18 protein-coding genes are annotated in these 18,176 nt (G+C 59.4%); 4 read left to right on the forward strand and 14 right to left on the reverse strand.

Annotation, left to right across the window (positions count from 1 at the left end):
• Nucleotides 1-145 precede the first annotated feature (145 nt).
• Complete coding sequence (locus G520_RS23605) at nucleotides 146-1,075, forward strand: LysR family transcriptional regulator (RefSeq protein ID WP_051229544.1); 930 nt, start codon at nucleotides 146-148, stop codon at nucleotides 1,073-1,075.
• Here G520_RS23605 and G520_RS0119890 read toward each other — a convergent pair.
• Complete coding sequence (locus G520_RS0119890) at nucleotides 1,041-2,531, reverse strand: YifB family Mg chelatase-like AAA ATPase (protein ID WP_028537184.1); 1,491 nt, start codon at nucleotides 2,529-2,531, stop codon at nucleotides 1,041-1,043. The two genes, G520_RS23605 and G520_RS0119890, sit on opposite strands and share 35 nt — an antisense overlap.
• 156 nt (nucleotides 2,532-2,687) lie before the next feature.
• Nucleotides 2,688-2,975: an accessory factor UbiK family protein gene (locus G520_RS0119895; RefSeq protein ID WP_028537185.1), complete on the reverse strand. Its 288-nt coding sequence runs from the start codon at nucleotides 2,973-2,975 to the stop codon at nucleotides 2,688-2,690.
• Between the two features lie 244 nt (nucleotides 2,976-3,219).
• Here G520_RS0119895 and glnK point away from each other — a divergent pair, with 244 nt between their 5' ends.
• Nucleotides 3,220-3,558 carry a P-II family nitrogen regulator gene (gene glnK / locus G520_RS0119900; RefSeq protein ID WP_028537186.1) on the forward strand — a complete coding sequence of 113 codons (339 nt, stop codon included), beginning with the start codon at nucleotides 3,220-3,222 and terminating at the stop codon, nucleotides 3,556-3,558.
• Nucleotides 3,559-3,580: 22 nt separating this feature from the next.
• Complete coding sequence (locus G520_RS0119905) at nucleotides 3,581-4,894, forward strand: ammonium transporter (RefSeq protein WP_028537187.1); 1,314 nt, start codon at nucleotides 3,581-3,583, stop codon at nucleotides 4,892-4,894.
• 334 nt (nucleotides 4,895-5,228) lie between these two features.
• On the opposite strand, the gene G520_RS0119910 is transcribed toward G520_RS0119905, so the two are convergent.
• The 12 genes from G520_RS0119910 to G520_RS23615 form a co-directional block, all read right to left on the reverse strand.
• Entirely contained in the window at nucleotides 5,229-6,671 is a 1,443-nt protein-coding gene (locus G520_RS0119910) for a mannose-1-phosphate guanylyltransferase/mannose-6-phosphate isomerase (RefSeq protein ID WP_282705165.1), read from the reverse strand.
• Between the two features lie 205 nt (nucleotides 6,672-6,876).
• A complete protein-coding gene (locus tag G520_RS0119915; RefSeq protein WP_028537189.1) occupies nucleotides 6,877-7,317 on the reverse strand; it encodes a ClpXP protease specificity-enhancing factor in 441 nt (146 codons plus the stop codon).
• A gap of 10 nt (nucleotides 7,318-7,327) precedes the next feature.
• Nucleotides 7,328-7,930 (reverse strand): glutathione S-transferase N-terminal domain-containing protein, encoded by a 603-nt coding sequence (locus G520_RS0119920; RefSeq protein ID WP_028537190.1) that lies wholly within the window; start codon nucleotides 7,928-7,930, stop codon nucleotides 7,328-7,330.
• 172 nt (nucleotides 7,931-8,102) lie between these two features.
• Entirely contained in the window at nucleotides 8,103-8,858 is a 756-nt protein-coding gene (locus G520_RS0119925; protein WP_028537191.1) for a cytochrome c1, read from the reverse strand.
• A gap of 17 nt (nucleotides 8,859-8,875) precedes the next feature.
• Complete coding sequence (locus G520_RS0119930; protein WP_028537192.1) at nucleotides 8,876-10,225, reverse strand: cytochrome b; 1,350 nt, start codon at nucleotides 10,223-10,225, stop codon at nucleotides 8,876-8,878.
• Between the two features lie 15 nt (nucleotides 10,226-10,240).
• Entirely contained in the window at nucleotides 10,241-10,825 is a 585-nt protein-coding gene (gene petA, locus G520_RS0119935) for a ubiquinol-cytochrome c reductase iron-sulfur subunit (protein ID WP_028537193.1), read from the reverse strand.
• A 116-nt stretch (nucleotides 10,826-10,941) separates the two neighbouring features.
• Nucleotides 10,942-11,688, reverse strand: coding sequence for a Nif3-like dinuclear metal center hexameric protein (locus G520_RS0119940; protein ID WP_028537194.1), 747 nt, complete (start codon nucleotides 11,686-11,688; stop codon nucleotides 10,942-10,944).
• 102 nt (nucleotides 11,689-11,790) lie between these two features.
• The gene (locus tag G520_RS23610) at nucleotides 11,791-12,594 is read right to left on the reverse strand and encodes a reverse transcriptase domain-containing protein (RefSeq protein ID WP_051229545.1); all 804 of its coding nucleotides are present in this window, start codon (nucleotides 12,592-12,594) and stop codon (nucleotides 11,791-11,793) included.
• 494 nt (nucleotides 12,595-13,088) lie between these two features.
• The gene (gene groL / locus G520_RS0119950) at nucleotides 13,089-14,735 is read right to left on the reverse strand and encodes a chaperonin GroEL (RefSeq protein ID WP_028537195.1); all 1,647 of its coding nucleotides are present in this window, start codon (nucleotides 14,733-14,735) and stop codon (nucleotides 13,089-13,091) included.
• Nucleotides 14,736-14,779: 44 nt separating this feature from the next.
• Nucleotides 14,780-15,067, reverse strand: coding sequence for a co-chaperone GroES (gene groES, locus G520_RS0119955; protein WP_028537196.1), 288 nt, complete (start codon nucleotides 15,065-15,067; stop codon nucleotides 14,780-14,782).
• 190 nt (nucleotides 15,068-15,257) lie between these two features.
• A complete protein-coding gene (locus G520_RS0119960; protein ID WP_028537197.1) occupies nucleotides 15,258-15,890 on the reverse strand; it encodes a response regulator transcription factor in 633 nt (210 codons plus the stop codon).
• 356 nt (nucleotides 15,891-16,246) lie between these two features.
• Nucleotides 16,247-17,380 carry an MraY family glycosyltransferase gene (locus tag G520_RS23615; RefSeq protein WP_051229546.1) on the reverse strand — a complete coding sequence of 378 codons (1,134 nt, stop codon included), beginning with the start codon at nucleotides 17,378-17,380 and terminating at the stop codon, nucleotides 16,247-16,249.
• A 436-nt stretch (nucleotides 17,381-17,816) separates the two neighbouring features.
• On the opposite strand from G520_RS23615, the gene G520_RS0119970 reads away from it, so the two are divergent.
• A partial coding sequence (locus tag G520_RS0119970; protein WP_028537198.1) for a GDP-mannose 4,6-dehydratase occupies nucleotides 17,817-18,176 on the forward strand: 360 nt, incomplete at its 3' end.

Here is an 18,176-nt window from a genome sequence, read left to right on the forward strand (position 1 = left end):
CTTCACACACTGGAAAGATAAGTTAGAGAAATCTTCTATTGCCTCCATTTTAGTCAGCGCCACTTGTCGAGTCTATAATATCAATTGTCTCAATTGATATGTTTTTCGACCTGTTTACACGCAAGGGCCAAACCACGGACCGGATATGGAATTACGTCAGTTACGCTATTTCATGAGCGTCGCCAGAGAGCTGCACTTCGGACGTGCGGCTGAGAGGCTGGGTATGACGCAACCCCCGCTGAGCCAGCAGATTCGCGCGCTGGAAGAGGAACTCGGCATCAAGCTCTTTCACCGCAGCAATCGACGGGTGGAGATGACGGAAGCCGGCAGCGCCTTTCGCGCCGATATCGCCCAGATCCTGCCGCAACTGGACCAGGCCGTCTCCCATGCCCGGCACGTCCACCGCGGGCAGAGTGGCTTGCTCCGGCTCGGGATCACCGTTTCGGCTCCTTTCGCGGAGGTCTTCGGGCATTCCATCCACGCCTTCCGCCAGTCGCACCCCACGGTACAATTGAGCCTGCACGAAATTGCCTCGCAGCAGCAGATAGAAGCCCTGCTCGAACGCCGGCTCGACATCGGCATGCTGCGCCCGATCGCCCTTCCTGACGACCTGGAAGCCATCGAACTGCTGCGCGAACCCCTGGTGATCGCCATGCACGTCAGCCACCCCGCCGCCCAGGGCGCCCCCGAGCAGCCGGTACGACTGGAAGCCTTCGCCGAGGACGGCTTCGTCGCCTTTCCCCGCGGCGTCGGCAGTACGCTGGAACGGCAGATTCACGAACTATGCCACGATGCAGGCTTCACGCCGCGCATCGTGCAGGAGGCAGGCGAAACATCGACTCAAATCGCGCTCGTTGCGGCGGGCTTCGGCATCGCCATCATGCCGGCACTGCAGCAACGCATCCAGGTGGCGACCGTGACTTACCGCACCATCGCCAATCCGCTCGCGCAATCGGCCATCTGGATGGTTTACCGACGCTGGCAACAGAGTGCGCTGACACGCGACTTTGTCGGGCAGGTCCGGGCCGAACTCGCCCGGACTACAGCGCACGACGCAGTTGCACCGCCTGCATGACATGCGCGCGTTCGACGCGTGTGGCGGCCTGTAAATCGGCCAGCGTGCGTGCAACCCGCAACACACGGTGGAAAGAACGCGCCGACAGGCCAAGGCGCTCGAAAAGATCCAGCAGCAGATGGCTGGCGTCGGCATCGATGCGACCGTCGCGCTCCAGTTCGGCCCCGCTGAGAAAGGCGTTGATCTTGCCCTGGCGGGCGAACTGCAGCTTTCGGGCGGCAAGGACACGGGCGGCAACGGCCGCGCTGTTCTCGCCGGCCTCGACCGAAGCCAGTTCCTGTGCCGTCAACGCCGGCACCTCGATCTGCACGTCGATACGGTCAAGCAGCGGGCCGGACAGTCGTCCGCGGTAACGGGCCAACTGCTCGGGCGAGCAGCGGCAGCGGCCGGCTGCCTGACCTCGAAAACCGCAGGGGCAGGGATTCATCGCCGCCACCAGTTGGAAGCGCGCGGGGAAAACAGCGCGTTGCCCGGCGCGCGCGATATGAATCTCGCCACACTCCAGCGGCTCGCGCAAGGCTTCCAGTACCCTGCGATCGAACTCGGGCAACTCGTCGAGAAAGAGAATCCCCTGATGCGCGAGGCTGATCTCGCCAGGTTGCAGCACGCTGCCGCCGCCGACCATGGCAGCGGCGGAAGCGGAATGATGCGGCGAACGGAAAGGTCTGCGCCGCCACTCGCCCGGAGAGAAGCCGGCGACGGAAAGCGACAGCAGGGCAGCGCTTGCCTGCGCCTCAACATCGTCCAGCAGCGGCAGCAGGCCCGGCAGGCGCTGCGCGAGCATCGACTTGCCAGCCCCGGGCGGGCCGACCAGCAGCAGGCTGTGTCCGCCCGCGGCGACGACTTCGAGCGCCAGCCGCGCCAGCGCCTGGCCTTTGACATCGGCCAGGTCGAAAACCCTGGCCGCGGGCAGCACCGCTGGAGAAAGCGGCGCAGGCAAGTGCGCACGACCGGCAAGGTGGGCGCACACCGCACCGAGATTATCGGCGGCCAGCAAAGCGATTCCCTCGATCACGGCGGCTTCGCCCGCACTGGCGGCAGGCAGGACAAAAATGCGACCGCCGCAACGCGCTTCCCAGACCATGGCCACGGCACCGCGCACCGGCCGCAGCCCGCCGCCGAGCGCGAGTTCGCCGGCAAACTCGTAGCCTTCCAGCGCCTTGGCCGGTAACTGTCCGGAAGCGGCCAAAATACCCAACGCGATAGGCAGATCGAAACGACCGGACTCTTTGGGTAGATCGGCGGGCGCCAGATTGACAACCAGACGCCCGAGAGGGAACTCGAAACCGGAACTGAGAATGGCGGAGCGCACTCGATCGCGACTCTCCCTGACGCCGGCATCGGGCAGACCCACGATATTGAAGCTGGGCAAACCGTTGGCCAGATGTGCCTCGACCGCCACCTCCGGCGCGCTGCCGCCGGACAGGGCCCGGCTGTGCACCGTGGCCAATCTCACGGCCGGCTGCCTTCGACTGCCGCGAACGGGTTCATGACCCTCATCGCACTCTCCCTGGCCGCTGATCGCGCGGCGCTTCAGGAGAAAAGTGTAACAAAACCGGACGGCTCGCACCCGCCAGCGCGGTTCAGCCTGCCGTCGCGGGCGGGCACGCGCTCAGGAGTGCCCCTGGCCAGCCTGGTCGTCGAGTTGGGCCTGTGCAGCATCCGGCGACTCTGCCGCCTCCAGCTTGGCCAGCCGCTGCTCGAGCTCGGTCAGCTTGTCGCGGGTGCGGGCCAGCACAGCCTGCTGTACATCGAACTCCTCGCGCGTGACCAGATCCAGGCGGGCAAATGTCGCCGACATCATGGCCTTCACATTTTTTTCGATATCCCGCGCCGGACTGGCGGCGATGGTTTCGCTGATCTTGTTGCTGATTTCTTCAAACAATTTCTGACTCAGCATAGTGCCCTCCTATTGGTATGCATGAATGTCGTTTACCAGTTTAGCAGCTCCCCGCCGTACGGTGTAAACGCACCAATATCGAGCCGGCGCGACGCGCATTTTTGCTCCATATTGGTGCGTCTACATGCTTCCAGCATCGCCAGGCCCTCATTTAGCCCATCCCACCGTGCTGGCACGCTTTCTGCAAGAGCACAACCAGGCAATTGCACATTTACCTTGTGGACACGTCTGAAAAGGAATGCACATGAAACTGGTCACTGCGATTATCAAGCCGTTCAAGCTTGACGAAGTGCGCGAAGCCTTGTCGGCTATCGGGGTCCAAGGGATCACGGTTACCGAAGTCAAAGGCTTTGGTCGCCAAAAAGGCCATACCGAACTTTACCGTGGTGCGGAATATGTCGTCGACTTCCTGCCCAAGGTCAAACTCGAAATAGCGATCGACACGGCTTTGCTTGACCAAGTGGTCGAGGCTATCGAAAAAACCGCTCGCACCGGAAAAATCGGTGACGGGAAGATTTTTGTCTTCGAACTGGAACAAGTCGTCCGCATCCGCACCGGCGAAACCGGCACGGACGCTGTTTGAATTATTGCTAGGGGAATCGACAATGACGAAAAAATCACTTTCGCTGCTGGGACTGGCGGGTTTGCTGTGTGCCCTGCCGGCTCTGGCCGACGCGCCGGCAGGACCGGCCCTGATGGACGCCAAAGTCATAAACTCCGGCGACACCGCCTGGATGCTGACCTCCACGGCCCTGGTCCTGTTCATGACCATTCCCGGTCTGGCGCTGTTTTACGGCGGCATGGTCCGCAAAAAGAACGTCCTGGCCACGCTGATGCAAAGCTTCGCCATCACCGCACTGGTCACCGTACTGTGGGTTGTCGTCGGTTACAGCCTGTCCTTCACCGTGGGCACTCCCTTTATCGGCGATCTGAGCCGCGCCTTCCTCAACGGCATGACTTACATCAAGGACGCCAACAAACTGACCGTACACCCGGTTGCCGGCACGATTCCTGAATCGGTGTTCATGATGTTCCAGCTGACCTTCGCCATCATCACTCCGGCGTTGATCACGGGCGCATTCGCCGACCGGATGAAATTCTCCGCCATGCTGGTCTTCATGGCCCTGTGGTCGCTGCTGGTCTACGCGCCGATCGCACACTGGGTGTGGGCTCCAGGCGGCTGGATGGCCGACAAGGGCGTGCTCGACTTCGCCGGCGGTACCGTCGTGCATATCAATGCCGGTGTGGCCGGCCTGGTGTGCTGCCTGGTGCTCGGCAAGCGTATCGGCTTCAACAAGGAAGCCATGGCTCCGCATAACCTCGTTCTGACCCTGGTCGGCGCGTCGATGCTGTGGTTTGGCTGGTTCGGCTTCAACGCGGGTTCCGCCGGCGCCGCCGACGGTCGTGCCGGGATGGCCATGGCCACCACGCAAATTGCCACCGCCGTCGCCGCCCTGGCCTGGATGTTTGCCGAATGGCTGAGCAAGGGCAAGCCGTCGGTATTGGGTATCGCCTCCGGCGCCGTCGCCGGCCTGGTCGCCATCACCCCCGCCGCCGGCTTCGTCGACGTCAAGGGCGCGCTGATCATCGGTCTGGCTGCCGGTGTCGTCTGCTTCTGGAGCGCCACCAGCCTCAAGCATATGCTCGGCTATGACGACTCGCTCGACGCCTTCGGCGTACATGGCATCGGCGGCATTCTCGGCGCCCTGCTGACCGGCGTGTTCGCAGTCAAGAGCATCGGCGGCGCCGATGGCAGCCTCGCGACCCAGGCTCTGGGCGTGGGCGTCACCATCGTCTACAGCGGCGTGGTCACCTTCATCATCCTCAAGCTGGTCGATGTGGTTATCGGTCTGCGCGTCAGCGAAGACGAAGAACGCGAAGGCCTGGATGTGGCACTGCACGGCGAACGCGTAGAGTAATTCCGATTGGGCGCGGGCCTCGCCCGCGTCCGGTTTGAATCGTGGTAAGGGAATTCGGGGCGCCTTGGGCGCCCTTTTTTTGGAATGCAGGAAGCCATGTCAACGCAAGCTGACAGACCTGGGCACTAGGGCCTGGACGTGGCACGGCACGGCACGGCACGGCGAACGCGTAGAGTAATTCCGATCGGGCGCGGGCCTGGCCCGCGTCCGGTTTGAATCGTGGTAAGGGAATTCGGGGCGCCTTGGGCGCCCTTTTTTTGGAATGCAGAAAGCCATAACGCAGGCAGAGAGGCCCGGGCCCTAAAGCGGAGGAAAGCGGACCCAGGCGGACTTTTCAGCTGCGTCCGTAGCGATCTTCCAACCGTACGATATCGTCCTCGCCCAGATAGGCGCCCGACTGCACCTCGATCAGCTCCAGCGGGATCTTGCCCGGATTCTCGAGCGCATGCACCGTTCCGACCGGGATATAGACCGACTGATTCTCAGTCAGCAGAATCTCGCTCTCGCCGTTCTTGACCAGAGCCGTTCCCGAAACCACGATCCAGTGCTCGGCGCGATGGTAGTGCATCTGGACCGACAGCTTCGCCCCAGGCTTGACCGTGATGCATTTCACCTGATAACGCGTACCCTGGTCGATCGAATCGTAGCTGCCCCATGGCCGATAGACGACGCGGTGCTGGAGGGCCTCGCGCCGATGATCGCGCTTGAGCCTTTCCACCACTTGCTTGACCTGCTGAACCTTGTCCTTGTGCGCAACCAGTACCGCATCGTCGGTATCGACGACCACCAGGTCGTCAAGCCCGACTGCAGCAACCAGCCGGCCGGTCGCGCTATGCAAGTAGCAGTTGCGGTTGTCCAGCGAGATGATGTCGCCACGCGCCACATTGCCGTCGCCATCCTTGCCGGCGACATCCCACAGCGCCGACCATGAGCCGACATCATTCCAGCCGGCATCGAGACTGACGACGACGGCTTTGTCGGTCTTTTCCATCACGGCATAGTCCACCGAGTCTTCCGGACACTGCGCAAAGGCGGTGGGTTCCAGCCGGACGAAATCGAGGTCGGGCTTGGCCCCTTCCAGCGCCAGACGGCAAGCATCCAGCATCTGCGGCGCATGGCGGGCCAACTCGTCAAGATAGACGGAAGCGCGGAACATGAACATGCCGCTGTTCCAGAAATAGAGGCCCGACTCGACGTAAGCGCGCGCCGTTTCCAGGTCAGGCTTTTCGACAAAGCGCTCGAGCACCCACGCCTGCCCGGGCTCGCCCTGCTGCGCAAGCAGATAGCCATACCCGGTCTCGGGAGCCGACGGCGTAATGCCGAACGTGACCAGCGCGCCGGCCTGCGCGGCCTTGCTTGCAATGGCAACGGCCGCATGAAAGGCGTCGAGATCGTTGATCACATGATCGGCGGCCAGAACCAGCAGCAATGGATCTTCGCCATTCCTGACGGCCTGAAGGGCGGACACGGCGATGGCCGGCGCAGTATTGCGACCGACGGGTTCCAGCACGATGGTCGGCGAGGAAACCTGCTGCTGGCGCAACTGCTCGGCAACGATGAAGCGATGCTCATCATTGCAGATGACCATCGCATTACCGCAATCAGGAATGCCGTCCAGACGGGATAGAGTTTCCTGAAGCATCGTCCTCTCACCGGCCATCGGCAGGAACTGCTTGGGAAACAGCGCCCTGGACAGAGGCCACAAGCGGGTGCCGGAACCTCCGGCGAGAATGACGGGCAGGATAGACTGGATGGACATATTACCGAATCTTTCCATGGAAGATGACAGCCATGATGTTAACAGCGAAGGGCTGCCCGCACATGAGTATTAAGTCCTATTTCCACAGCAAACTGTCCCTTCGTCGGGCCCCAGCCCCCGGGGCAGGGGCCCGACGAAAATCGGCGCCCTCCGGCTGCGGGGTGTGGAACAGGAAACCGGCCTTGACTGCATGGCAGGCAAGGCCGGTTTCATCGCCGCCAAGCTACTTGACGATGCGCAGGGACGGACGCCCGCTCGGTCGCGGCCGGTCGTCATCGCCGTCCGTCGCCGCCGCCGGCGTTTCACCGGCCACGGCAGGCGCAGCGGAATCGGGGACCGCTGTCGGCGACGACGCCAGCTCGACTTCGAAGCCCATGCCCTCGCCGGTTTCACGGGCGAAAATGGACATGATATTGCCCATGGGCACCGACACCTCCTGTGCGACCCCACCAAAACGGGCGGAGAACATCAGCCAGTCGTTATCGATTTTCAGGTCGCGCGTGGCGCCGTAGCCGATATTGAGTACGATCTCGTTGTTCTGCACGTACTCGCGCGGCACATTGGTCCGTTCGTTGACCCAGACCACGGCATACGGGGTATGACCGTTGTCAGTGCACCATTCATGCAGAGCGCGAACGAGATAGGGTTTGGTGCTGGTACTCATGGAGACTTCCTTACTTGCGCATGGCCTTTTCGGACGGCGTCAGCGAGTCGATGAAGGACTGGCGCTGGAAAATACGTTCCGCATACTTCAGGATCGGGGCCGAGCTCTTGCCCAGATCGATGTTGTAGTGCTCAAGACGCCACATCAGCGGGGCAATCGCCACATCGATCATCGAAAAGTCATCGCCGAGCATGAACTTCTGCTTGGCGAAAATCGGGGCAATGGTGGTCAGACCATCACGGATCGCCTCGCGTGCACGGGTCGCTTCCTTGCCGGTCGCACCTTGCTCCATCGTCCGGACATGGTTGAACAGCTCGTTTTCAAAGCGGAACAGGAACAGACGGGCGCGCGCGCGCATCACCGGATCGGCCGGCATCAGCTGAGGATGCGGAAAGCGTTCGTCGATGTATTCGTTGATGATATTGGATTCATGCAGGATCAGGTCGCGTTCGACCAGCACCGGCACTTCGTTGTACGGATTCATCACCGCGAGGTCTTCGGGCTTGTTATGCACGTCGACGTCGATGATCTCGAAATCCATGCCCTTTTCGTGAAGAACAATACGGCAACGGTGGCTGAAAGGACAGGTGATTCCAGAGTACAGGGTCATCATGGCTGAACGAGAATCCTCGAAGAAAAGTTGACGATTTCCCGTATCTTAGCATTCTTGGGACCAGCAAAGCCAGAACTTCAGCCTAAGCATTTGATTCAAAAGAATATTTCAGAGATTCCAGCAAACATGAAATCCGCTCCCCACCCCCGTTGCGAAGTGGGGAGCCCCCCGTTCAGTGCACGTCGCGCCAGTATTCCTTTTTCAGGAAATAGGCGAGCGGCAGCAGCAGCAGCCCGAGGAACATCAGGACGGCATAGCCGATCTGCTGACGCTTGACCTGCGCCGGCTCGCCCATGTAGACGAGGAAATTGGTCAGGTCCGCCATACGGCGGTCATAGTCGACCGTCGTCGCCCGCCCGTTCTCCAGACTCGTGAGCGTGCCCGCCTTGACCAGCTTCAAGACAGGAGGCTCTCCGGCGTGGACGGGCCTGGCGGTGTCGATCACCTGATCGCCCTGCCACTGCCATAGCACATGCGGCATCGCAACCTTGTCGAAAACGGCGTTATTCCATCCTGTCGGCCGTGACGGATCGCGATAGAAACCGCGCAGATAGGCGTAGATCCAGTCCGCGCCGCGCGAACGCGCCTCGACCGACAGATCGGGCGGGTTGTTGGCCAACCACAGCTTGGCATCCTTGGCATCCATCGAGACCCGCATCAGATCGCCGATCTTGCCATCCGGCGGCAAGAGACTGGCCTTGATCTGCTCTTCGGACAGACCGATGTCGGTCAACCGGCTGTAGCGCATCGACGTAGCCGAGTGACAGGACAGGCAGTAATTGACGAAGACCTGTGCACCGCGCTGCAGCGACTCGGTATCGTGGATATCGATCGGCGCCTTTTCCAGCACCGGTCCCTCCGCCGCAAAGGCGGACAAGGGCGACAACAACGCAAGCATCGCGAGCAGATGACGAATTGGCTTTTTCATGACAGTCATCCCATCGATCAAATAGTCGTCGCGAACGCGACCGCGCCGGCAATCACAACAAGAACCAGCACCAGAAAGGTTACTTTGCGCTTGAGCGTACTCTCCGTCACGCGCTCCGGTACCGGCACCGGCACCGACCCCTTATCGTAGCGGGTATATATCGGCATCCCGAGGAAGAAGGCGAAATAAATCACCGACAAAATCTGCGCCACGACCGTGCGGACATTTGTGGTCGGCAAAGCACCGAGTACACCGAGACCGATGAAGGCGACGACAAACAAGGCCAACATGACCTTGAACACCGGACCGCGATAGCGCACCGATTTGATCGGCGAGCGATCAAGCCAGGGCAGCAGAAACAGCACCACCACCGCAGCTCCCATCGCCAGAACGCCCCACACCTGGGTATTCAGGAAGGACGGCACGGCGCGCAAAATGGCGTAGAAAGGAGTGAAATACCAGACTGGAGCAATATGCGGCGGCGTCTTGAGCGGATCGGCCGGGATAAAGTTATTCGCCTCCAGGAAATAGCCGCCCATGTCCGGCGCGAAAAACACGATGGCCGAGAAGACGATCAGGAAGACAGCCACGCCCAGGATATCCTTCACCGTGTAATAGGGGTGGAAAGGAATTCCGTCGCGAGGGATGTGCGTGACCGGATCCTTGTTATTCTTGATTTCGATGCCGTCGGGGTTGTTCGAGCCCACTTCATGCAGCGCCAGAATGTGGGCAACAACCAGCGCCAACAGCACCAGCGGCACCGCAATGACATGCAGGGCGAAGAAACGGTTCAACGTTGCATCGGACACCACGAAATCGCCGCGGATGAAAACGGACAAATCGGGACCGATGACAGGAATCGAACTGAACAGATTGACGATCACCTGCGCCCCCCAGAACGACATCTGCCCCCACGGCAGCAGATAACCGAGGAAAGCCTCGGCCATCAGGCACAGGAAAATCAGCATGCCGAACAGCCACAGCAACTCGCGCGGCTGTTTGTAAGAGCCATAGATCAAACCGCGGAACATATGCAGGTAGACCACCACGAAAAACATCGACGCCCCGGTGGAGTGCATATAGCGGATGATCCACCCACCCCCGACATCGCGCATGATGTATTCGACGGAAGCAAACGCAACCGATACGCTGGTTCCAGGAACCAGCGAAGCATCAGGCTTGTAACTCATGGTCAGAAAGATGCCGGTGATGATCTGCATCACCAGGACCAGCAAGGCGAGTGATCCGAAAAAATACCAGAAGTTGAAATTCTTCGGAGCGTAATACTCGGTGAGATGTTCTTTTATCGAGGACGAGAGCGGGAAGCGCTCATCTATCCAGTTCAACAGGGTTTTTCCTTTGCTCATCATTGCGCCCTCAGCTTATTTGTCGTCGCCAATCAGCAGGCGTGTGTCCGAGAGATACTTGTGCGGCGGAATTTCCAGATTCTTCGGCGCGGGAACGCCTTTGAACACGCGGGCCGCGAGGTCGAACTTGGAGCCATGACAGGGGCAGTAGAAGCCACCCTTCCACTCCGGGCCCAGATCGGCAGGAGCCAGATCAGGGCGATAGGTCGGGGAACAGCCCAGATGAGTGCAGATACCCACTGCAACCAGAAGCATGGGCTTGATGGAACGGGTAGTGTTGCGGCAGTACTCGGGTTGCTGCTCCACTTCCGAGCGCGGATCGGCCAGCAAGGCATCCTGCAAGGTCAGGTTTTTCAACTGCTCAGGCGTCCGGTTGAGCAGCCACACCGGCTTGCCACGCCATTCGACATTAATTTTCTGTCCCGGCTCCATCTTTCCGAACTCGACTTCCACCGGAGCGCCGGCGGCCTTGGCCCGCTCGGACGGGAAAAAACTCAACACGAATGGAGTAGCAATGCCGACCGCTGCCACCCCACCTACGGCGCTGGTGGCAACCGTCAGAAAACGGCGACGCCCCGTATCGACTTGTTGTTCACTCATTACAGTCATCCTCAAACAATGGGAACCGAGCATGAAACTATTTGAGTTTAACCGATTAGCTACCGTAACTTGAAGCGGATATGCAAATAAATTGAAACCACCCCGGCGACAGCAAGTTAAATCGGGTTGTCATTATCCTGCCAGCAAACCGTCATGTCGTAGTCATCGCGCAGAAGTTGCCCCAAAGCCTGTATCCCATAGCGTTCCGTCGCATGGTGCCCGGCAGCAAGAAACGCAATGTCCGACTCTATCGCCATATGGTGATTTTGCTCCGACGCTTCGCCGGTCAGAAAGGCATCGACCCCCAGGGCGATCGCATCGGCAAAGTAAGCTTGAGCCCCACCGCTGCACCAGGCCACGCGCTCGATGCGCTTGTCCGGACGTCCGAGCAGCACGGGGGGGCGCCGCAAACGCGCGCCAACCCTCGCCGACCAGTCGGCGGCTGTCATCGGCGCGGCGAGACGGCCGTGCCATAGCAGCCCCTGCTCCCCACCCTGCCCGTCGACGGCCAGATCCAGCTCGGCGGCCAAGCGCGCATTATTGCCTAGCAGCGGATGCGCATCGAGCGGCAAATGATAGGCCAGCAAACTGATATTGTTGGCCAACAGCGCCTGCAGGCGCTTCTTCTTGATGCCGGTTACACAGGGATCTTCGTTCTTCCAGAAATAACCGTGATGCACCAGCACCGCATCGGCCCCCTGCTCCACAGCGGCATCGAGCAAGGACTGTGCGGCGCTCACACCGACCAGTATGTGTTTCACCTCCGCCCGGCCCTCCACCTGCAAGCCGTTCGGCGCATAGTCGCGAAAACGGGACGGCTCCAGCAAGGCGTCGAGCCTGGCCACCAATTCGGTCAATAACATCGCTCTTCCCTCTCGCACCCCGAAGGGCATGATTAGGTAGGAGGCGGGGTTACCCCCGCCGTCCTCCTACACCACCGTACGTACGGTTCCGTATACGGCGGTTCACTGAACACGCTGGAAGCGACGCAGGGTATCCTGCAGCGAAACCAGACCCAAGAGATCAAACCAGCGTTTCGGGAACGCCTCGTTCATGTGACTCGCCCCCGCGTTCCACCATGGACCGCGTTGATTCGTCGCCGAACGCCACGCCCGCTCCTCCGCCAGCCCCTTACTTTGCAGCATGCGCGCACGGGTGAACGGACGTTTCCACTGTCGCCACAGAATGCCGCGCAGCTTGCGGCGTATCCACCCATCCAGATCCTCCAGTACGCCTCGTACTTCCGTCAGACGGTAGTACGACACCCAGCCACGCAGCACGGGCGTAAGCAGCAGTATCGTCGTAATCAGTTTCAATATCCGCTCATCTTCGATCCTCCGGGTCAGTCGCGACATCAGAATGTCGTGACTGACACGATCGAAAAATTGCGCCAGATCCAGATCGACGACCCAGCGGCGGCCCTCTACGATGTACGGCTTCGCCGTTTGCACCGCCTGCCAGGCATTGCGGCCCGGTCTGAAACCGAAGCTCGAATCGGAGAATCCCGGCTCGAAAATCGGTTGCAGGATCTGTAGCAGCGCCTGCTGAATCAGCCTGTCCAGCACCGTCGGGATTCCCAAGGTCCTCACCCCGCCGTTTGGCTTGGGGATCTCTAGCTTGCGAATCGCCGACGGGATGTAACTGCCGTCCAGCAGTGCCGCGCGCAGTGTTGGCCAGCGCAGCATCAACCAAGGCTTCAAGTCCTCGACGGGCATACCCTCCACGCCCGCCGCGCCCTTGTTGCACATGATTCGCTGATAGGCGGCCAACACAAATCCGGGTCGGCGTCTTGCCTGTTATGGCCTCGGCTGACTTCTGCCGCCCCATCCCGACGCCAGTAGCACAGAGGCAGAACGGCAGAGATCCCCGGTAATGCGCGCGACCTTCCCGCTTATGCCCGTCGGATCTACGACGTAACGTTCCTGTGCAAGTATCGGACTTTGACGATAATGGCCGTCTCATCCCGTTACGCCGCCTCGTATCCGCTTCCTGTTCGTCAGGCCAGCGATTTGCCTTCGGCTTCCTTCAGATTCCGCCTCGCGGTGGACACCCTTGCCGTTCGGCTAACTGTTCCCCTTACCGGGTCAGTAGAGGACTTTCACCTCCAAGTCACCGGGCCGGCCACCATAGCCAGCCCAGTTGCGCTTACGCGCAATGCGCCCTGCCGGGCGCACCATGAAAAAAGGAGCCGCAAGCGGCTCCTTTTTGCGGGCTAGCCACACTCCGGGGCGAACCCCGATCGTCTGGCCATGGTATCCCGATATTACATCATACCGTCCATGCCCATGCCGCCCATGCCGCCCATGCCGCCGGCCGGAGCGGCCGACTTGTCTTCCGGCAACTCGGCGACCATGCAGTCGGTGGTCAGCATCAGACCGGCGATGGATGCCGCGTGTTGCAGAGCCGAACGGGTGACCTTGGCCGGATCCAGCACGCCCATTTCGAGCATATTGCCGTATTCGCCGGTAGCGGCGTTGTAACCGAAGTTACCGGTGCCTTCCAGAACCTTGTTCACAACGACGGACGGTTCGTCGCCAGCGTTGGCCACGATCTGGCGCAGCGGAGCTTCGATAGCCTTCAGAACGATCTTGACGCCGGCGTCCTGATCGACGTTGTCGGTCTTCAGGCCTTCCAGGGTCGAGCGAGCGCGCAGCAGGGCAACGCCACCGCCAGCAACGACACCTTCTTCAACGGCGGCGCGGGTTGCGTGCAGCGCGTCTTCTACGCGGGCCTTCTTTTCCTTCATTTCGACTTCGGTCGCGGCACCCACCTTGATCACGGCGACGCCGCCGGCCAGCTTGGCCACACGCTCTTGCAGTTTTTCGCGGTCGTAGTCGGAAGTGGAATCTTCGATCTGGCGACGGATTTCTTCAACGCGTGCCTTGATCGCTGCCGCATCGCCGTTGCCGTCGATGATGGTGGTGTTTTCCTTGGCCACTTCGATACGCTTGGCAACGCCCAGCATGTCGAGGGTAACTTTTTCCAGGGTCAGGCCGACTTCTTCGGCGATCACGGTGCCGCCGGTCAGGGTGGCGATATCCTGCAGCATGGCCTTGCGACGGTCGCCGAAGCCCGGAGCCTTGACGGCAACGGTCTTCAGGATGCCGCGAATGTTGTTCACGACCAGAGTCGCCAGCGCTTCGCCTTCGACATCTTCGGCAATGATCAGCAGCGGACGGCTGGACTTGGCAACCTGTTCCAGGACCGGCAGCAAGTCGCGGATGTTCGAGATTTTCTTGTCGAACAGCAGCACGAAAGGATTGTCCAGCGCAGCGATCTGCTTGTCCGGGTTATTGATGAAATACGGGGACAGGTAGCCGCGATCGAACTGCATGCCTTCAACCACGTCCAGCTCGTTTTGCAGGGACTTGCCGTCTTCGACGGTGATCACGCCTTCCTTGCCGACTTTTTCCATCGCTTCGGCGATGATGTCGCCGATATTGGCATCGGAGTTGGCGGAAATGGAACCGACCTGAGCGATTTCCTTGGTGGTGTCACACGGCTTGGAGATCTTTTGCAGCTCGGCGACGAGGGCGATGACCGCCTTGTCGATGCCGCGCTTCAGATCCATCGGGTTCATGCCGGCAGCAACATACTTCATGCCTTCCTGAACCACGGCTTGCGCCAGCACGGTCGCCGTCGTGGTGCCGTCGCCGGCCACGTCGGAAGTCTTGGAGGCGACTTCCTTGACCATTTGCGCGCCCATGTTCTCGAACTTGTCCTTCAGTTCGATTTCCTTGGCGACGGAAACGCCATCCTTGGTGATGGTCGGGGCGCCGAAAGAGCGATCCAGTACTACGTTGCGGCCTTTCGGGCCCAGAGTAACCTTGACCGCGTCGGCCAGGATGTTGACGCCGGTAACCATCTTGGCGCGAGCGGAATCACCGAAACGTACGTCTTTAGCAGCCATTCTCAATATCTCCAGTAATCTTTTCTGTCAGCAAGTGCGCGGAATTATTCCACGATACCCATTACGTCTTCCTCGCGCAGCACGAGGACTTCGTCGCCATCGACCTTGACGGTCTGGCCGGAGTACTTGCCGAAGATGACCTTGTCGCCGACTTTCAGCTCGAGCGCGCGGCGCTCGCCGTTTTCCAGAATCTTGCCGTTGCCCACGGCAAGCACTTCGCCCATATCCGGCTTCTCGGCAGCAGCACCCGGCAGAACGATTCCCGAAGCGGTTTTCTCTTCGGCTTCAAGGCGCTTGATAACAACACGGTCGTGCAAAGGACGAATTGCCATTGATCTCTCCTGATTACAGTGGCTGTTGAAAGTAAAAACCCAATCAAATCAGCGTATTGGCAGAATGCCTTGGCACTCTGCCCTAACGAGTGCTAATGATATGGGCAGCACACCCGCCTTTCAAGTGCGAACGGGGCTGAATTTTTTTCTATCGAGCCACAAAAATCGATAGCCATACCCGTGAAAGCGCTCAGATGACACCCATCTCGCGCGCATACTCGGCGATGGCGATCGAGTTCTTCAGCTTGAGTTTGCCGAGCACCCTCGCCTTGTAGGTACTGACCGTTTTCTGACTGATAAAGAACATGGTGGCGATTTCCTTGTTGCTGTAGCCCTTGGCGATATAACGCATGATCGCAAGCTCGCGCACCGTCAGCGAAGTCAGCTCGGCGCCGGCCTTGCTGCCGTAAGGATTGCGCGCCTGCGCCACCAGCGTGTCCTCGGACGGAAAACAATTGTAGCCGGCCAGGATGGCGCGCGTGGTATTGACGATTTCGTCCATGTCCTTCGACTTGGTGACGAAGCCGTTGGCCCCCTCCTGCGCCGATTTGGCCGCATACAGGCCCTCCTCATGCCCGGTCAGCACCAACACCTTGATCTTGTCGCTGACGGCCTTGATGCGGCGGATCATCCCCAGCCCGTCCGTCTTGGGCAGAAACAGATCGAGAATCACCAGATCGGGCTGGTGCGTACGCACTTTTTCCAGCCCCTCCGGCCCGCTGTCGGCCACATCCACCACAGAGAGGTCACCCGTTTTCTCCAGACAGACGCGGATGGCAACGACGATGACCGGATGGTCGTCGATAACAATGATTTTTTTCATGATGGGCTCCCGCCATTCCGTTATGAGGCAAGACAAAGCCTGTCAGCCGCTGCCAGCGCCGCACGGCCGGGCGCCTGACCCGGCATGGCTCTTCACTTACACCGGGACGGGTAAAACAGCGACCGTCCGGTATGTATGCGCTAACTATGCCGAACTGACTCAGGGGGCACCATCAGAGGGACTGCCAGACTATTCCCATTAATTCCGATTATCTTGTAGGAAAAAATAACAGCGACAACCAGCTCGGCCGATGGCCCGGCCAGGGACGGTTGAAAAAGGCAGAACCCGATTCGGACACCTTATCCACTGAGACCATGCAAACCATCATGCACCGAGGAAACCTCCCCTCCGTACCGTTACTTGCGAAGGCGGGGAGACGGCCTGCGCAGAGCCGTTGGGCAGGTGCGCTTGACGACCATCCATCGGGGCGTCTTGAACCGGATGATCATGCGATAGAGATGGACGTAGATGAGGACGAAGGCGACCACGCACGCCATCAAGACTTCGGTTTTGTCCCAGAACAAGGTCGCGGGAATGACCGACAGCGAAGCCAGCACCCAGAGGTAGGGAGAAGTCAGGCTGTTGCGCCGCGTACGGTGCTCCAAAACAGCCGAGCCTATCATCCAGCGCACGAGGCGCCGGTAGATCAAGGTATGCAGATGCAACGCATCGGGCAACCCCGGCGACACGCCACGCAAAAAACGACGGCGGTAGATGGTAAACAGTGTTTCGAAAACGGGGTAGATGACCAGCAGCAGTGGGAACCAGGGGGAAACTTGATGATTGCGGGTGACCAGAAGGACAGATAGTTCGGCAATGACAAAACCGACCAAGTAAGCACCACCATCGCCGGCAAAAATGAGTCCGCGCGGATAATTCCAAGCAAGGAAGCCGGCAAGAGATCCCGCCATGGCAAAACTCAGTCCCAATAGCGAGGAATCCCCCACCTTGAATGCCACATAGGCGATGGCCAGAAAGATGAAAATGCTGACCATGCCTGACAAACCGTTATACCCATCGATGATATTGACGGCGTTCGCAACGCCACCAACCGCAAAGACAGTCAGCAGCAAAGACAGTGGCCAGTAGGCTAACAACACATCGGCAAAGATCATGTCCAGATGTGTGAGCCGGGCACCCAACACGAAAAAACCGACCATGGCAGCAAAAAAAGTCGCCATCAGGCGAGGGAAGGGACCTACACGTTTAGTCAGATCTTCTGCCAGCCCGCCCGCAAATGCAGGCAGGGTTGATAGCAATAGCAACCATCCGAACCCATCATGCATTTTAAAATACTGGACAGTAACACCAGCAAGTAAGCCTACGAAAATTGGAATACCGCCAATTCTTGGAACCGGCAAGCAATGGAATTTCTGCACTCCACCCAAATCATAGTCCGAGGAAAATCTGGCATGAACATGATTAAAACGGATGAGAAGTACCGCTGTGACGAAAGAAAACAGCAATGCCGAAAACAGGATAGGAAGCATAGTAAGAAATTAATTTATCAATCGATATTGATCGCCTACTACTTACCTAGACGTCTCTTAACCATTATAGATGCACAATCTTCATGATGCTGTCCTTAATCACACAAAAATCTCGAGCAGCCAGAGAGGATGGAAAGAAAACAGAGCCATGCATTGCTCGTAGTGAAGCGTAACATTACGCAACGTGCACGATACAAATATTTGCGATAATACACAACAACTAACGCCCGCCCCCCGCCAACGGACAGGGCAAACGAGCGCATAGCGCCTATCTGCCGACAGGAACATCGGGGCAGGCTCCCCTCGGCGGGCATGGTGTGGCCCATGATTCGAACGGCATTTGCCATGTCATGTCTCGAACCTCTATATAAGGACGCAATTATCCGTGTTTCGCGGATTTGATACGATTAAACTCGTTTTGAATATCAGGAATCCCATGAACAAAGTTGCACTCATTACTGGCGTTACCGGTCAAGACGGCTCCTATCTGGCCGAATTCCTGCTGGACAAGGGCTATGAAGTCCATGGCATCAAGCGTCGCAGTTCCTTGTTCAATACCGATCGCATCGATCATTTGTACCAGGACCCGCATGTCGCCAAGCGCACCTTCACCTTGCACTACGGCGACCTGACCGATTCCAGCAGCCTGACCCGCATCATCCAGCTGGTGCAGCCGGATGAGATCTACAACCTGGCCGCGCAGAGCCACGTCGCCGTCTCGTTCGAAGAGCCCGAATACACGGCCAACGCCGATGGCATCGGCGCCTTGCGGATCCTCGAAGCGATCCGCATTCTC

Origin of the sequence: Paludibacterium yongneupense DSM 18731 (assembly GCF_000422925.1) — a bacterium.
GTDB lineage: Bacteria > Pseudomonadota > Gammaproteobacteria > Burkholderiales > Chromobacteriaceae > Paludibacterium > Paludibacterium yongneupense.

Bases quoted from the DNA above. Each gene is read 5' to 3' on its own strand.
- G520_RS0119930 (WP_028537192.1), bottom strand. From the start codon at position 10,225: ATGAGCAAAGGAAAAACCCTGTTGAACTGGATAGATGAGCGCTTCCCG.
- G520_RS0119905 (WP_028537187.1), top strand. From the start codon at position 3,581: ATGACGAAAAAATCACTTTCGCTGCTGGGACTGGCGGGTTTGCTGTGT.
- groL (WP_028537195.1), bottom strand. From the start codon at position 14,735: ATGGCTGCTAAAGACGTACGTTTCGGTGATTCCGCTCGCGCCAAGATG.
- glnK (WP_028537186.1), top strand. From the start codon at position 3,220: ATGAAACTGGTCACTGCGATTATCAAGCCGTTCAAGCTTGACGAAGTG.
- G520_RS0119910 (WP_282705165.1), bottom strand. From the start codon at position 6,671: ATGGAAAGATTCGGTAATATGTCCATCCAGTCTATCCTGCCCGTCATT.
- G520_RS0119925 (WP_028537191.1), bottom strand. From the start codon at position 8,858: ATGAAAAAGCCAATTCGTCATCTGCTCGCGATGCTTGCGTTGTTGTCG.
- G520_RS23605 (WP_051229544.1), top strand. From the start codon at position 146: ATGGAATTACGTCAGTTACGCTATTTCATGAGCGTCGCCAGAGAGCTG.
- G520_RS0119895 (WP_028537185.1), bottom strand. From the start codon at position 2,975: ATGCTGAGTCAGAAATTGTTTGAAGAAATCAGCAACAAGATCAGCGAA.
- G520_RS0119915 (WP_028537189.1), bottom strand. From the start codon at position 7,317: ATGAGTACCAGCACCAAACCCTATCTCGTTCGCGCTCTGCATGAATGG.
- G520_RS0119920 (WP_028537190.1), bottom strand. From the start codon at position 7,930: ATGATGACCCTGTACTCTGGAATCACCTGTCCTTTCAGCCACCGTTGC.
- groES (WP_028537196.1), bottom strand. From the start codon at position 15,067: ATGGCAATTCGTCCTTTGCACGACCGTGTTGTTATCAAGCGCCTTGAA.
- petA (WP_028537193.1), bottom strand. From the start codon at position 10,825: ATGAGTGAACAACAAGTCGATACGGGGCGTCGCCGTTTTCTGACGGTT.
- G520_RS23615 (WP_051229546.1), bottom strand. From the start codon at position 17,380: ATGCTTCCTATCCTGTTTTCGGCATTGCTGTTTTCTTTCGTCACAGCG.
- G520_RS0119960 (WP_028537197.1), bottom strand. From the start codon at position 15,890: ATGAAAAAAATCATTGTTATCGACGACCATCCGGTCATCGTCGTTGCC.
- G520_RS0119940 (WP_028537194.1), bottom strand. From the start codon at position 11,688: ATGTTATTGACCGAATTGGTGGCCAGGCTCGACGCCTTGCTGGAGCCG.